Source organism: Streptomyces sp. V2I9 (genome assembly GCF_030817475.1).
In the GTDB taxonomy this organism is placed as follows: Bacteria; Actinomycetota; Actinomycetes; order Streptomycetales; family Streptomycetaceae; genus Streptomyces.
On sequence record NZ_JAUSZJ010000002.1, the window covers coordinates 5,601,976 to 5,616,645 of the forward strand.

A 14,670-nucleotide genomic window follows, 5' to 3' on the forward strand; every position below is an offset into this window, starting at 1 on the left:
TGCCTCGCGATCAGTCGAAGTCCGATCAGTCGTATTCCTCAAGTCGAGCCTCAGGGGTGTCGGCCGCTGGGCACTTGCATGGCCAGCCAACAGGTTTGCCCATTCAAGGCGGTGCCGAAGTATCGGTTGCAGACCTTGCCGGGGCCGGTGATGTGGCGGAGATCGGGTGCCGCCTCGCACCAGGCCCAGCGGAGGAAGTGGTCGTTCGCCTGGAGGGAGACTGAAACTATGCGTTTCTCGCCCGAGTGGGTCGGCGCATAGCTACAGTGCCTGCTGTGCGTGGTGAATCGGCGGAGCCATTCGTGAGCATGCCGGATGACGGGCTCGTCCGCAGGGTGAAAGCACTGGCCTGCACTGCGCCACTCCAGGCACTGGAGGACAACAAGGGCAGCCTGGGGCGCGTCGACGCCCGCCCGTACCACATGGTGGAGCTCGCCCTGCACACCATCGACCAGGTCGCGATGGCCATGGACTTCGACAGCGGGGCGGAGCACGCCAAGGTCATCGAACAGGTCAGTCACTTCGCTGCTGTCCAGGTACCGGAGCAGCCGGGGCACGAGCATCGCGCCGTAGCCGAGTGGGTGCTCCACAAACTCATCAACATCGGCACCCTCGACCGAGGGTTCACCTGGACGTACGGACGAGTGGATGGGGAAGGCGCCTACAGCCGCTACGACTTCGACTTCAAACTGCTCGTGGAGCACTCCACCTCCGACGGGCAGGTGTACTTACGGGTTACAGACGAAGCCATCAACGTTCTGGTGGGTGCGCTTGACACGGATGTGGAGTCAGCGCAGGTCGCCGCCGAGCACAAGCTCGAACACCTCATCACCCGCGGTCGGTTGGAAGACGCGAAACTCGCCGCAGAGCAGGCCAGATATCGGACCGTTCAATACGGGGAGTACCTGCGACAGTATCTGGATGCCACCCGGCGGGATGTGCGGACAGTCGACTGGGAGCAGCAGGTCCCCACCCTGCTGGAGGAGGCACTAGAGCACATCGAGGCACGGTACCGGCACGAGAGCGCTATCCTGACCAACATCACCGAACACCGTGATGGGGCGCGTGACGCGCGGAAGAAGCAGCAAGCAGCTGGGCTTGTTGACATTGTTCGGGACTGCATTCATCGGCACATGCAGCTGCAGACCAGATTGCAGGGCGCAGGAGCACTGTTCCGGGAGGAGCAGGACCGCCAGCAATTCTCCGGTCCTCCCCAAGGCGCGGCGGTCGATGTCTTCAACCAGCTGCTGGTGCCGCTCCTCGGTATGCCTGTCGGCGTCGCCGTTGTGCCGGTGACCGAATTCTTCCGGTCCGGGGTGGCGCCTGCACCGCCAGCTGTGACCTCCTTGAATACACTCGTGAGTCGACTGCTGACGGTGCGATCGAATGGCAGCGTGTACGCCGGAGCCGTGCCCGTACCCGATGTGAGACGAGACGGGGACGCCCCGCGATTCAGCGAAGCGGACCAGCGCATCGCAGGAAGGCTCATCGACTTGGCTGTGAACGAGACCCGGCCCTTGAGCTCCTTGCTGAGCGAGGCGCGTAGTTTCGGACCGATAGTCGAGCGGCTTGTGTTGCACGATGCCGTACACGCGTTCAATCCGGCTCTCAGTGAGGCCATGCTCCGCCGCGACAGCAGTGTGCTGATTGCGGTCCCCTCGGTCGGTGAACTCGACGGTCCTTCGGTGGGTGGCGATGAACTTCTCATCTCCCGGGTGAGCTTGAAGGCGCCGGAAGGCGAGTGGGACGACGACGGTTCGCGAGACGAGGAGTTTGACGAGTGAAGTCGGCCATCACGATGGATGACGCCGAGGACGCCGCGAAGCTCATCGCCTGCGGCATGCGTCTGCGGCAGCGGCCCGCCAAAGATCGGGCCTATCGGGACCTGGTGGTCAGGTATCGAACCGAGAGCGACTTCCAGGACCTGGTGGAACGTACGGCTCGGGGCCTCGGGCTCAAGGTACTCGGTGCCACCGAGGACATTGGTGTGGCCTTGGCGGCGCTGCCGAACTCGGCTTTTGAGACGAAGATCGAGGACTACGTGCGGGTCGCCAGACAGCGTGGCGAGGGCGAGAGACTGCTGCACGGCATCATTCATCTCGCGATTGCTGCCCTGGCCTTTCCGCGCCCCGACGATCTGGCCAACGACGGTTACACGGGGCGTGTCAGCGCCGAAGCCGTGGACACTGCCGTACGCGACACTTGTGACCGGCTGCGTGAGAAGGCGGCCGCTGCGGAGGCCAGTGGGGACACCCCTACCGACTCACCTGAGCTGGAGAAGGTGTGGACTGCGTACGCCCGTCGGCCGGAAGCGGCACTGACCAAGGACGGCAGGCTGGCGATGAACTCGACGAAGGGCATGATCACCAGGGCCCTCAACTTCCTCACCGAGCAGGGATTCCTGGCGGTCGCGGGTGCGGGGCAGGACGGTTGGTACCGGACGACCCCGCGTTACCAACTCCAGGTCCGTGAACTGGCGGCGACCAGCGCATTCGAGGAACTGCTTGCTCTCGGAGTCGTACCGATCTCTTCACATGGCACCTTGCGGACAGCCCCGCAGAACTCCGCGGATCAGACTACGGACACAGCGACACCAGGTGCGGCGGACGAGGGACTGTTCCATGTATGAGCTGTCCCGCGTCCTGCTGCGAGGGGTGGGGCCGCAGGCCGCTCGATACGAGGACGTCCTGCTCGACTTCAGCGGGGTCGGTGCCCCAGTGGCCAACAGTCGGCAGGGCGACATCTTCGACGTCGAAGAGCCACCGCGCCGTCCCTCACCGGCGAGTGTGCTGTTCCTGGAGAACGGCGGGGGCAAGTCGGTACTGATCAAGCTCATCTTCTCCGTTGTGCTCCCCGGGCGCCGAAACGCCGTGGGCACCCGCAACCCCCAGACACTGGAAGGTTTCGTACGACGCGGAGATGTGGCGCACGTCGTCTTGGAATGGGCCCACGCAGCCAGCGGCAAGCGGCTGGTAACCGGAAAGGTGAGTCAGTGGAAGGACCGTCGGACATCCGACGAGTCCGATCTGGTCGAGCGCTGGTACCACTTCCGCCCGGGACACACGCTCGACCTGGAGACTCTGCCGGTCGAGGAGAAAGGCAACTACCTCGGCCTCACCGAGTACTGCGAGCGGCTCAGGCTCGCCGACATCGAAGAACCCGCACTCGGCTACCGCAACTTCCAGCTCCACGGAGAGTGGACGGATCGGCTCATGGCCTTGGGCCTCGACCCTGAGCTCTTCCGTTACCAGCGGGCGATGAACAGCGACGAGGGTGAGGCGGCCGACGCCTTCTCACTCGGCAGCGACCAGGCGTTCGTCAATTTCCTCCTCAGTGCCGTTTTGCCGCTCCAGCCGGCCCGGGACCTCGCCGAGGTGCTGGGCACGTACGCCGACAAACTGGCAGACCGCGGCGTCATGGAGCTGGAGAAGACGTTCGTCGAGGAAGCCCTGGCGGTATTGGCGCCCCTGAGCGAGGCACGTGAGAAGCGAACTGCTGCCGATGCGAAACAAAGGGGTACTCGGCTCGCCTTGGACCGCTTCATCCATCAGATCCGGGCGCGTGCCATGCAGGAGAAGCAGGCGCTCGCGGACCGGGACCAAGGTGTCGTACAGCTGAAGGATGAGGTCCGCCGGGCGCAGGACAAATACCAGCACGCGGTCACTGTCGCGACCGAACTATCCTGGTTGCTGACCCAGTTGAAGCTGGGGGAGGCAGAGCGGAACCATAGCGCGGCCGAGCAGGAGTGGGACAACGCCGTAGCGATCGAGAAGGGCTGGCAGGCCGTCCCCGCTGTGCTCCGGGACCTGGAAGCCGTCGCCGTCGCCCAGCGGCTACGGACGCGTATCACCGAGACGGAGGCAGCGGCCCGCCCCGCGCTCGCCACTCGCAACGAGGCCGCGCGTGTCCTGTCGCAAGCGCTGCGCAGCATGGTGAGCAACCTCACAGATGAGGCGGACGATCTCGGTAAGCGGGCCACCGCGTGCGACGGGGAAGCTCGAAGCGCACAGATGGAGCACGACTCGGCTGTTGCGGCGGCAGCGGAGGGGGAGGCGAAGGCCGGGTTCCTGGATGGCCGTGTCACCGAGGTGCAGGAGGAGATCGCGGCCGCGGTGCGGGAGGGGCTGGTGCCCGACGGGCTGGAGGTAACGGATGCCGCTGCCCAGGCCGAGTCCGAAGCCACCGCTCACCGTGAGCGAGTAGTTGTAGGTGAGGGGGCGGTGGAGCGCCTGGAGCGCGAATACCAGCAGGCTGAAGGGGAGTATGAGACAACTCGCAGCGAGCTGGCCAGAGCCGACCACGTCCACGACATCGCGCGCCGCGAGTACCGGGCCGCTGACGACACCATGCGACGGCTCGCCGAAGATCTCCAGCACGCCGGCCTCTACAGTGGTGAGACGGGCGAACTCGACATTGAGGCAGCAGGGCTCGCCGATCGGTTGGCCCGGACGCAGCGGGATGCCGAGACCGCTCGGATCGACGTCCGTATCGCCATGGCGGCCGACGAGCGCGCACTCACCTCGTTGGAGACGAACGACCTGCTGCCTTCGTCGCTTGAGGCGGTGCGGATCTGTGATCTGTTGCACGAACGGCAGGTCCCCGCCTGCACGGGGTGGGAGTACCTCGCCTCCATCCCCGACGTGGAGCGCCGCGCGGAACTTGTCGAGCGTTTTCCCCAGTTGGCCGCGGGTGTGCTCTGCAACGATGCCGACCAGATCGAGGTTGCCGCTGAGATCATCGGATCCGAGGGCGTCACGGTGACCGGTTTCCTAGCCCTGGGAACGACGACCTCACTCCATAGGGAGGGCGGTCCGGCCCCGGGGTCTTCCTTCGTCGTACCGTCCCATCCTGCGCTGTACGACGAGCGCGCCGGTGAAGCGGAACGTCTCGAGCTGACAGTCCGGCGGACTGAGCACCACCGGCAACTGATGGAGTTGGACGAGGCGCTACACACCCATGGGCTCTTTGCGGCCCGACTGGCGCAGTGGCGGGAGGCATGCCCACCGGGGCGCCTCGCTGCGCTGCACGACGCGATGGTGACCGCAGAGGAGAAAGTGCTTACAGCCCGTGGTACGGCGGCGGCCGCGAAGGATTTCAGGGAGGGAGCGGCCGAGCGGTTGCGGGCGGCACGTAAGGAGCTTTCCGACCTGGGGAAAGCCCAGTTGCGTCTGGACCGCCGTGTCGAAGCGCTGCGGGCGCTCGTCCGTTCGACGGCGCGTATCGCGGATTGGCAAGGTGAAGCGCTGCGCATGCGTAGTGCGGCCCGCGAGCACCGGCAAAGCGCAGTCGATGCCCGCGTCAGGGCCGAGACCGCCCGACAGGCCGCGGCTGACGCCCGGCGCACGGTCGACGTGCTGCGGGGCACGGTAGCCCGTACCGAGAGGGAACTGGCCGCTCTGCCCATCCGGGAATCCGAATGCGATGCGCTCGAGCAGCACACTATGCCGGAACAGCCGCTGGAAGTGCTGCGCCGCCTTTACCGCGCGGCCGCCGATGAGTACGACCGTGTGGCAGTGGGCGCGAGTCTCAAGGCTGAGCTTGACCAAGCCGAACGGGAGGAACAGGCCGCCGGGAAAGGGCTGGCCTCCTTCGACGAGCGCGAGCGCATTACGGCGCGGGAGCTGCTCAAGGGCTCCGACGGGGTGGACACGGCCGCCTTGAACGCCGGCCGGTCACGCGCTCAGCGACAGGTGGCTTCGGCGCGCGTCCAACTGGACGCGCTGTACGAGGTCGTGGTGCGATGCCGGACCGCGCTGGATGCAATCGGCGAAGCCTCCTCCGACGCGGGCCCTGTCGATCTGGCACCGTTCGGGCCACCCCGGGATGCCGCACACGGCGAACGACTTGTTGCGGCGGCGGAGCAGGCGCGGGATGAGGCCGCAGCGCTCGCCGGCGAGCTGCGCCATCTTCTGGAGAAGCTGGTTCAGGAGCAGACTGATGCCCGTCAGTCGGCGCGCGCTTTCAAGATTCTGGTTGATCTCTTCGGGGAGCCGTCCAAGGAACAGGCAGAGCTGCTCGGGACGGGCCCGGCGTATGAAGGTGATGCGGCCGCTGCTCGTGAGCGTCACGACCTGTTCCTCGCTGAGCACAACAAGGCCCAGCGAGCCGCAGCAGAGGCAGAGATGGTCGAACGGACACTGGCAGACCATCTCGCTGCACATGCGGCGGATTCCCGGTTCGAGGAACTGCAGTCTCCAAGCCGCCGCATCATGCTCAGCACAGCGCGGGATGAACTGCCCGTACGTGCCGGGTCATGGGCGGCGGACCTACGTCCCCGATTGCGGACGCTGGAAATCGACCTGGATTCAATCGGCCGGCACCGTAAGCAGATCGTGCTTCAGTTCGGTCAGCAGGTCCGGGACGCGCTCCGTACCCTGAAGCGAGCGCAGAGACTGTCCCAACTGCCGGAAGGTCTTGGCAGTTGGTCCGGTCAGCAGTTTTTGCAAATCGGATTTCCTGAGGTCACCGACGAGGTGCTCGCGGAACTGGTGGGCCGGGTCGTCGACGACGCCGCAGTAGAAGGACAAGCCCGCCGGGGGAACAGGGATGCCCGTCAACTCGTCTTGAAGGGTGTCGAGGCTGCGGTCGCGCCCAAAGGCTTCCGCGTGACCGTGCTCAAGCCGGACATCGGGCTGGCCGTGCAGCGGGTCCGAGTGGCGCAGACCAAGGACATCTTCTCCGGCGGGCAGATTCTCACTGCCGCCATCGTCCTGTACTGCACGATGGCCGCTCTCCGAGCCAACGATCGGGGACAGGTACGCCGTCAGTACTCCGGGGTGCTCTTCCTTGACAACCCGATCGGTCGGGCCTCGGCGCTCTACCTGCTCCGCCTCCAGCAAGCGGTGGCCAAGGCGCTCGGCGTCCAACTGATCTACACCACAGGCCTGTACGACAAGGCTGCCTTGGACGTCTTCCCGCTCGTCATCAGGATGCGTAACGACGCCGACCTCAGGGCACGGCGGCGGTACCTCTCGGTGGCGGACCGGTCCGTGGGTCGGCACATCGCCTCCCTGCGGGACGGAGCCGAGGGCGACATCACAGCCGTCCGCTATTTCCAGCGCACGTCCAGCGAAGCGGCGGTCGAGTGATGTCGGGATTAGAGCGCTTGTCCGAAGACCTGCTGGAGAGTCTGCGCCGGTGGGCCGAGTCGAGAAGGTGGAACGGCTATCAAGCGAAGCAGGTCCGAGTGCCGGAGCTGCTCGAAGCTCTTCGAGCCGTCTATCGGGCAGGGCCTGACAGCGAGCCAGAGGAGGAGACACTGCGCCGATGTCTGGCTGTCCTCGCCGCCTCCGGACGTATCCAGCTTATGCGCGAGAAGGCGGGAGAGCCGCCGGGGATCCACCTGCTTCCCGTACGCGCGGCACCGAAGTCCAGAGGGAGGCGACTGACCCTTCATCACCCCTCGCTCCATGCGCTGATCAAGGAACAGCGGAGGGCCACTCTGAGACAGGAGGTGGCCTACATGGCCATCAGTAGCTGGTTGCACGCGTTGCGTGGCCCGGTGCTGAAGGTGCCGCTGAGGGAACGTGCCCTGGAGATCTTCGGGAAGCGGGAGTACACCACGGAGTTCCCGGAGCCCGAGAAATGTCTGGACCACAAGGGGTTTGGTGGTCCGTTGTTCGAGAAGCGCGCTGACTTCTACGAGTTGATCTGGGCTTTCCCTACCGACCCACCTCTTCTCAACGCCCGTTTTTCCAGGTTCAGTCCGGGCGATCAGAGTACGTCGCTGAGCAGCGGTGACATTCTGCTCGTCGTCGAGAACTCGGCTACGTACACGTCGCTCGTACGTCGGCTGCGCGAGCTTGAGTACCAGCATCGCATTGGCTGTGTGGCCTGGGGAGTCGGCCGCTCCTTCACGGCCTCGGTGCGCAGCATCACGACCCACCACGGCGCCGATGGGCACGCCAGAACGCAGTTCAGGGAGATCCGCTACTTCGGTGACGTCGACGTCAGCGGTCTGGAGATCCCGCTCAAGGCGATGGACGCAGCCGCCTGCCTGGGCCTGAAGCTGGTTCCCACGCGTGTGCTCTACCGGGACCTGATCACCATGGGCACTCCTCTCCCAGGCAAGGAGTGCAGCCGTACGCGTGAGGAGGCGGAGGCCTTGGTGAATTGGCTGGGCGAAAGCCATCACTTCGAACCAGTGGTTGACGTTCTTGTGAAGGGGGAGCGATGGGCGCAGGAAGGCGTGGGGCTGCATCATCTGAGCTCCACCAACGACTGGTTGGCGGACATGCGATGACTGCGAGGGGGCCCGAGTGAGAAATGAGACTGCCGCGCCACGGGCACGCATTTCTGAGCCGGGGCCGGGGCGCGGACCGAACGTTGTACCGCCGCGCAATGCGCGTTTTTGGGGGCGACGCCGCCACTTGGCCGTGCTGGACCGGCGTGTGTCCCAGGCTCCCTGGGGGACGACCGTCCTCGTCGGCCCGTTCGGTGTCGGCAAGCGCCACATCGCTTCTGAGTGGGTGCACCTCAACGCCTCACGATTCGGATCCGTGCACTGGATCAGGGCAAGGGACGGCGAGTTGGCTCATGGGCACCCGGTGGCGGAGGCAGAGAGCGCCCTGGATGTCGGCGGGAAGCCCGCACTGGTGGTGATCGACGGCCTGCGCAGCTGGACGGACTATGACCGATTTCAGAGAGGTGACGCAGCCGGACATGTATTGATCACATCCTCCGGGCCGGCGGCCGAGTGGGGTGGGTGGGCAGAGGTCGTACCCGTCCTCCCCTGGGACAGACGGGAGGCGATCGGCTATCTCCGTACGAACATCGGCTCGCTCGGCGCCGAGGATGCCGGGCGAATCGCGCACGCCCTCGGCAACCTCCCCCTGGCACTCGCATACGCGGAAGCCTGGCTCAACCGCGGCTGCACAGTCGACGGTTTCCTGAATGCGCTACGTGACCGCCCGCGTGCTGTTCTCGGCGGAGCCGGCCCTGACCACTACCCCGGATCGCTCATTGCCCGTATCGAAGAGGCACGCAATTCCCTTGCGTCTACGGACCGATGGATAGTCCACCTACTGGACGCGGCTGCCTTGCTCGGCCCCACCCCCCTGCCTGCCCGATCCGTCGGGACGCGCCCGCTGTATCGTCCCGACGATGACACGCTCAGTACGGAGATCGCTCTCCATCCAGCCGAGCTGAGCAAGGCGTTTCCTGTCCTGGGCAAGTGCGGCCTGAGCACGTTTGATGACGCTCTTCTGCACGTCAGCCCGGTGTACTGCACGACCGTGCGCGGGCTCCTTGCACAGGAAGAGAAGCGCCAAGCCGCCCGCTGGACGGATGTCCTGCTGGTGGCGTTGGACCCCCGTGACTCTGTGCCGGACCGGCGCCGCGCGAGGGAGCGATGGCAGCTCGTGCTGCCGTCTTTCCTCGCCTGCCATCCCCATGAGGTCGTCACTCGTGAGGCCCTGACTGTGATGGCCGCGGCGTACGATCACCTGTCCGACCTGGGGCGCTGGCAGGAGGTCATGGCGTGGGTCGAGGTGCTGTACCGGCGTGGGATGGAGCTATTTACGCAGGATGATGCGGCTGTGCTGGGGGTCGGTGATGTCCTCCTGCGCGCATACACGTCCGCGCACCGTTATGCCGATGCGGTGAAGCTGGGGGCGGTGCTGCGAGAGCGTCGCAGCTCCGTGTGGGGACCCATGGGGATCGACACGCTGAGGTGTACCTCTGCCGTGATCATCCCGCTGGGAGGCTGCGGACACGTCGCAGACAGTGTGGAACTTGCCCAGGAGACCCTCGTGGCACAGACCACCCGGCTCGGCGCCGATCATCGGGACACTTTGCTCACCAAGAGCCGTCGTGCCGTTGCCGAACGCATGGCGGGGCGTTGGCGGGACGCCGTGGCGACGGGCGAAGCGGTACTCGAAGCGCAGCAGCACGTACTGGGACCGGCGCATCCTGACGTCCTTTCCACCGCCTACGAACTGGCCTGCGCCTACTACGAGTCAGGAGTGCACACGAAGGATGCAATCGATCTCTTCGCCGAGACACTTCGTTTGCAGGGGCAGATGCTCGGTGAGGACCATCCTGCTATGGCTCGCACGGCGGCGGGCTTGGAACTGGTGCACTTCGAGGCGTATGGGGCGTTGGAGAGTGCCGAGCGCTGCTGGGGCGCGTTGGAACGACTCAGGCAGGAGTTTGGAGTGGGGGACAGAGATGTGTACCGGCTCGAGCAGGCTTGCCAGGCGTTGGGAATGCGCTGGTGAAGGAGCCTCCGTTAGCACGGGGGCGTAGTCGTTGGGTGCGTCATGGCCGCGGGCCGTTTCCTCGCGTCGGGTGTTTGGAGGGCACGAGCCTGGCCGTATGGGGTGCCAGGGGCTCCCTGCCCCAAGAAGGGTTCGCGATGTGTGGGCTTCAAGCGGCGCTCACAGCGTGTTCGCCTCATCGCGAGTTTCACGAGTTGCGCTTGTGGTGCCGCTGTCAGTAGGGGTCTGATTCGTCGGATTCATTGAGTAGCGGGGCTGCGAGATCGTCGGCCCATCCCAGGGCCCACGCTCGGAGAGTGGAGATCTCAGCGTCGCTGAGACCGTAGGCAGCGAAGGCTTCGTCGTCAGTCCACTCGGCTACGGCGAGGTTTGCCTGCAGGTCTCGAGCTCGAAGCGGCCGAGGGCGTGCCTTCTGTCGAATTCTTCGAGATCGGCAGTGTTCCAGCGGCGGGACGCTGCGAACACAGCCATGAGGTCGAGTGGCGCTCCACGGTCGGCAAGCGCACGGACCTTGGTCCCGATCACATCCTCCTCCGCCAGGACGGGTCCGTACCGGCTCCGGGCGACTGGCCGTTAGAAGGCTTCCTTGAGGAAGTCGACCTCGCACTCCTGCCCGGTGGCTGGGTCGCACACTGTGAAGCGGGCGGCCAGTGGGGCGGTCTCCAGCGCCTGCACCTTCCAGCCTCGGGCCTTCCAGGCCGGCGCGGACCACGGCCGCGATGTCGGCCATGGGCGCCGGGTCTCGGTGCGACATCGAGAACCCGGCTCGGGCGGTACACGAGGCGGTGCGCCCGCACGGCATAGTCGCCGGTGAGAACCAGGGGATACGGGGAGCCGAGCGCGATCCAATCCACCAGGAGCCGCGTGTGCAGCTCCGGCATGCCCGTCACGGGGCTGCCCGGTGCGGGAGTCGAGCTGAGGGAAAGCGTCTTCCCATACGGTGCGCACGGTGCGACCGACGAGGGTGCGTAGCACCGGCCACAGCTTGAGGAGCAGGTCCTCGCGCGTGCCCTCGTGCAGGACGGTGCGGTACAGGCCCATATGCTGGCGTGGCTTGCCCAGGTCGTATGAGGCATCCCGGACCAGGTCATGTATAGCGGCAGCTCTGCGACACCGTGGGTCGGCCCGTGCAGCTCGTCCAGCGACTCCGGCAGACGGTGGCGGAACTTCTCCCGGTACAGCGCGAGGCCCTCGGCGTCCGTACCCGAGACGTTTCTCGGGGTGCGTGCGGGGTGCTCTGGGCTGGAGCGCATGACTCCATATACCGGGGCCGAAGACGTGGCGCAGGTCATGATGAGCGAGCTGGTGTCTGGAGTGAGCGAGGCGGAGCCTACGGAGCAGGGGGCGCTTGTTGTGGCAGCTCGGTCTGCCGCGAGTCGGCGGGACGGGCCATTGGCCGTGACGCTCTGGGCGCCCGCACGCAGGGTGATGAGCCAAGAAAGGGGCCTTGAACTGGGGTTTCACGGAGATCGCTCGGGCTGACATGCTTCCGATGACGCACCACGTGGAGTGCGTGGCGATTCTGGAGCCGGTGAAGAAGGACGCCTGACCTGGCGATTCTCCGTGGGTGCGGTACATGCCTCGGATGAAGTCCTGACGCACGCCCGATGCGCTGCCGGCGTGGCGCCTGGTGGGTCGTCGGGCATGACCGGCGAGCGCGGGATGGAGTCCTCGGTCGTGTGGTCGAACTCCAACCTGCCTGCACTGGCCGGGGGCGAATCCTGCCCGTCATCACACACAGGGACTGCCCGAACATCAGGGGTACGGGCAAGTTCGCTATGTCGTCAAGTGAATCTCCGCCCTCCTTCAGCACTTCAAGCGCCTCGCCGTCCGATGGGAACGCCGCACCGAACCCCATGGCGCCTTCGTCTCCCTCGCTCGCGACCTCATCTGCTATGTGCACTTTGAGAAGATCTGATCATGACCAGGTCGTGAGATCTGAGGGCAAAGTGCGGAAAGTGCCTCGGGAACCTTCCGTCCCGGCGTAGCCTGCGGGCATTACCGCAGGTGGGCCGAGGTGGCCTGTAGTGCGGCGGAGGTGCCATGGGTGGGGACCCGCGTGTGTCAGTAGCGATCGGCGATCACCGGCGGACAGTGGTGTCCGATCCGTACGGCGAGCAGGCTCTGCTGACGCCGGCCATGACGGAGGGGTATGACGCCGTATCCGGTGGGGAACGGCATCTGCTGCTGCGCTATCTCGAAGCGGTGGTCGCCGCCCGCCAGGCTCCGGTGCACACCGCCGTCGCCTTCAACGCCGTGTACTTCGGGTATGACCTGGGGGGCGACGGGTATGGGGGCAGCCCCCTGCGCATCGACGACTTTCCCGTGGTCTCCCTCGGTGGGTGCGCTCCCGTGCTTCCGGTCGGCGCCATGGTGAGCGTGGCCACAGGATCGGCTCCGCTGTATGCGGAGATCGTCCACCGTGAGGGCGCGCACCCGGCGGTGGGGTCCCTCGGCGACGTGCCGGCCTGGGTCTCCGGGGCCCCTGTCGGCGCTACCGGTCCGGGAAGCCCAGCGACCGGCTCGACTCTCCTCCGGAAAGAACTCCTGGTCCCGGACCTCGACGCCTTCGGTCCGGCCCTTAGCCCTTCCCTGGCCCAGATCCACCGTCTGCGTACACGGCAACGCTGGATCAACGAAGATGGTCATCTCGTCGTCGATGTAGTCCACCCGTCTCCGGGAGCGGCTCGGCGCGACGACCTGACAGCCTACGTGGACCATTTTCTGACCACGGCGCGCGAGCAACTGCTCAGCCCCTTCGTTCCCGTGTCGCTCGCCGAGCTCGTGGGCGGCACGAGCGATGACGAACTGCGGGCCGGCCTGTTCGGTCTGCTCGACACGGTGCGGGGCGTTCTCGGCTCCAGCACCTCGTTGCGTACCTGGGGGCACTACGTCGTGAGCCGCAACTCTCTCGCGGAATGCCGACGCGACCCCGGACCGTTGGGCGGGGGCGACCTCAGGTCTCTCGCGGCGGCGGTGGAACATGCGGCCGACCCGGTGAGGCGGCGTCATGGCCTGACTGCACCGGGCACGGCGTACACGGCAGTCGGACCGCGGCTTCGTCAGTTCCCCGGTGCGACAGAACTGCTCCGGGGAGTGGGGTACGCCGCAGCGGTCTGTCGGGCGAACCTGACGATCGCCGACATCCTTCGTGAAGACAGCGACCAAGGCCTGTTCGAGAACGGTTCTCGCGTCACGCTCGACGACGTCTTCGAGAGTGGGGGCGTCTGGCGGTCCCACTATCCCGGTGGCGCCGACGCGCCCGCAGATCCCCTGACTCCGGCAGGACGCGGGTGGGCCTCGACACTTCCCGCACCGCTGGAACCGGAAGCAGGTACGGATGCGGAAGCGGATGTTGACCCGGTCGATTCGCCTCTCGGCGACGATGCCTCCCTCGGCCCGTGCGAACTCCTGCGTAACGACACGGAGGAGATCATCTGGCGAGCACCCTTGCGGCTGGTGCATCTCGTCGACGGCTGGTTCCCTCTGCATCCGCTCGTCACACGTGAACTCCACGGGTCGCTCGTTCCACGTCCCACATCACGCCTTGAACTCGATCATGTCGGACAGGTCCTGAACGAAGGCGAGGGGGTACAGCACGCCACCGTCGCACTCGCAGACGGGGCGGGTCGCCTGATGGGAATCCACTGGCCGGTCGGCTTCTTTCCCGGACTGATGCTCCAGCTGAGCTGGCGACGCGGCGAAGCGGTGCTCCGTGCGGCGACGGTTCTTCTCGCGGAGCCGTTCTACGTCGGTGACCGAATGATCGGGCACTGCTATGACCCCCACGTGCTCACGAGGGAGGATGCTCCCGGCAGCGATCGCCATGGCGACAGTGCGGTCGGGCTCGACCCCCGTCAGCTCGTGATGCGCACCGTGCGCCGTTGCGGGCTGCTCACCTTGGACGGCCATGCCCTGCTGGATCGTTCGGTCCTGCCGAGCGCGGTCTACGGCCGACGGCCGGTACGGTCACGGGCAGTTGCCCTGGAGAAGGCGGTCGTGGAGTTGCTCGCGGAACGACTCCTGGAACCTGCACTCGGCAGTCGCGATGCCGGGGGGCAACCGCACTACCCGGCCCGAGAGGGGCAGCCGACCATCCCGCTCATCGGCTACCGCCCCGTATGGCGACGGGTGGTCCAGCCATGGGGCGGCACCGAACCGGAGAGTTCGAATCCGCTTGCACTTCAGACCGTCGCCGGTCACCTGCGACGACTCCGGCCGGACCGCTCGCCCAGCAAGGCCCAGCGAGTGGCCTTCCGTGAACACTGCCGCAGGCTCGGCAAGGCGGACGGCTGGGAACTGCCCTACGGCTACACGTTCGTCACCGAGCACACACGAGGCCGCTGATCCACGCGTCCGCATCTGTCCCCTCGGCGCTCTCGTCACCCCCTTTCGGCTCCTCGATGTCGAGCGAGCCGTCCCCGCCCATCAAGCCTCAGAAACGGAGCAGGCG

6 protein-coding genes and 2 pseudogenes are annotated in these 14,670 nt (G+C 66.2%); 6 read left to right on the forward strand and 2 right to left on the reverse strand.

The window, feature by feature from the left end:
• Positions 1-308 precede the first annotated feature (308 nt).
• The 5 genes from QFZ71_RS24555 to QFZ71_RS24575 all read left to right on the forward strand — a co-directional run bounded on the left by QFZ71_RS24555 (position 309) and on the right by QFZ71_RS24575 (position 10,217).
• Positions 309-1,784 carry a hypothetical protein gene (locus QFZ71_RS24555; RefSeq protein ID WP_307671567.1) on the forward strand — a complete coding sequence of 492 codons (1,476 nt, stop codon included), beginning with the start codon at positions 309-311 and terminating at the stop codon, positions 1,782-1,784.
• Positions 1,781-2,629, forward strand: coding sequence for a hypothetical protein (locus QFZ71_RS24560; RefSeq protein WP_307670326.1), 849 nt, complete (start codon positions 1,781-1,783; stop codon positions 2,627-2,629). The genes QFZ71_RS24555 and QFZ71_RS24560 overlap by 4 nt, the downstream gene beginning before the upstream one ends.
• Positions 2,622-7,088, forward strand: a complete 4,467-nt coding sequence (locus tag QFZ71_RS24565) for a hypothetical protein (protein WP_307670327.1) — start codon at positions 2,622-2,624, stop codon at positions 7,086-7,088. The genes QFZ71_RS24560 and QFZ71_RS24565 overlap by 8 nt, the downstream gene beginning before the upstream one ends.
• A 17-nt stretch (positions 7,089-7,105) precedes the next feature.
• The gene (locus tag QFZ71_RS24570; protein WP_307670328.1) at positions 7,106-8,242 is read left to right on the forward strand and encodes a hypothetical protein; all 1,137 of its coding nucleotides are present in this window, start codon (positions 7,106-7,108) and stop codon (positions 8,240-8,242) included.
• Between the two features lie 148 nt (positions 8,243-8,390).
• Positions 8,391-10,217 (forward strand): tetratricopeptide repeat protein, encoded by a 1,827-nt coding sequence (locus QFZ71_RS24575; RefSeq protein WP_307670329.1) that lies wholly within the window; start codon positions 8,391-8,393, stop codon positions 10,215-10,217.
• A gap of 214 nt (positions 10,218-10,431) precedes the next feature.
• On the opposite strand, the pseudogene QFZ71_RS24580 reads toward QFZ71_RS24575, so the two are convergent.
• Together QFZ71_RS24580 and QFZ71_RS24585 are read right to left on the reverse strand one after the other, a co-directional pair.
• Positions 10,432-11,098 (reverse strand): annotated as a pseudogene (locus tag QFZ71_RS24580) (hypothetical protein).
• A gap of 19 nt (positions 11,099-11,117) precedes the next feature.
• Positions 11,118-11,470 (reverse strand): annotated as a pseudogene (locus tag QFZ71_RS24585) (hypothetical protein); the annotation flags it as partial.
• Between the two features lie 808 nt (positions 11,471-12,278).
• On the opposite strand from QFZ71_RS24585, the gene QFZ71_RS24590 reads away from it, so the two are divergent.
• Positions 12,279-14,564 (forward strand): hypothetical protein, encoded by a 2,286-nt coding sequence (locus tag QFZ71_RS24590; RefSeq protein ID WP_307670330.1) that lies wholly within the window; start codon positions 12,279-12,281, stop codon positions 14,562-14,564.
• The last annotated feature ends 106 nt before the right edge of the window (positions 14,565-14,670 follow it).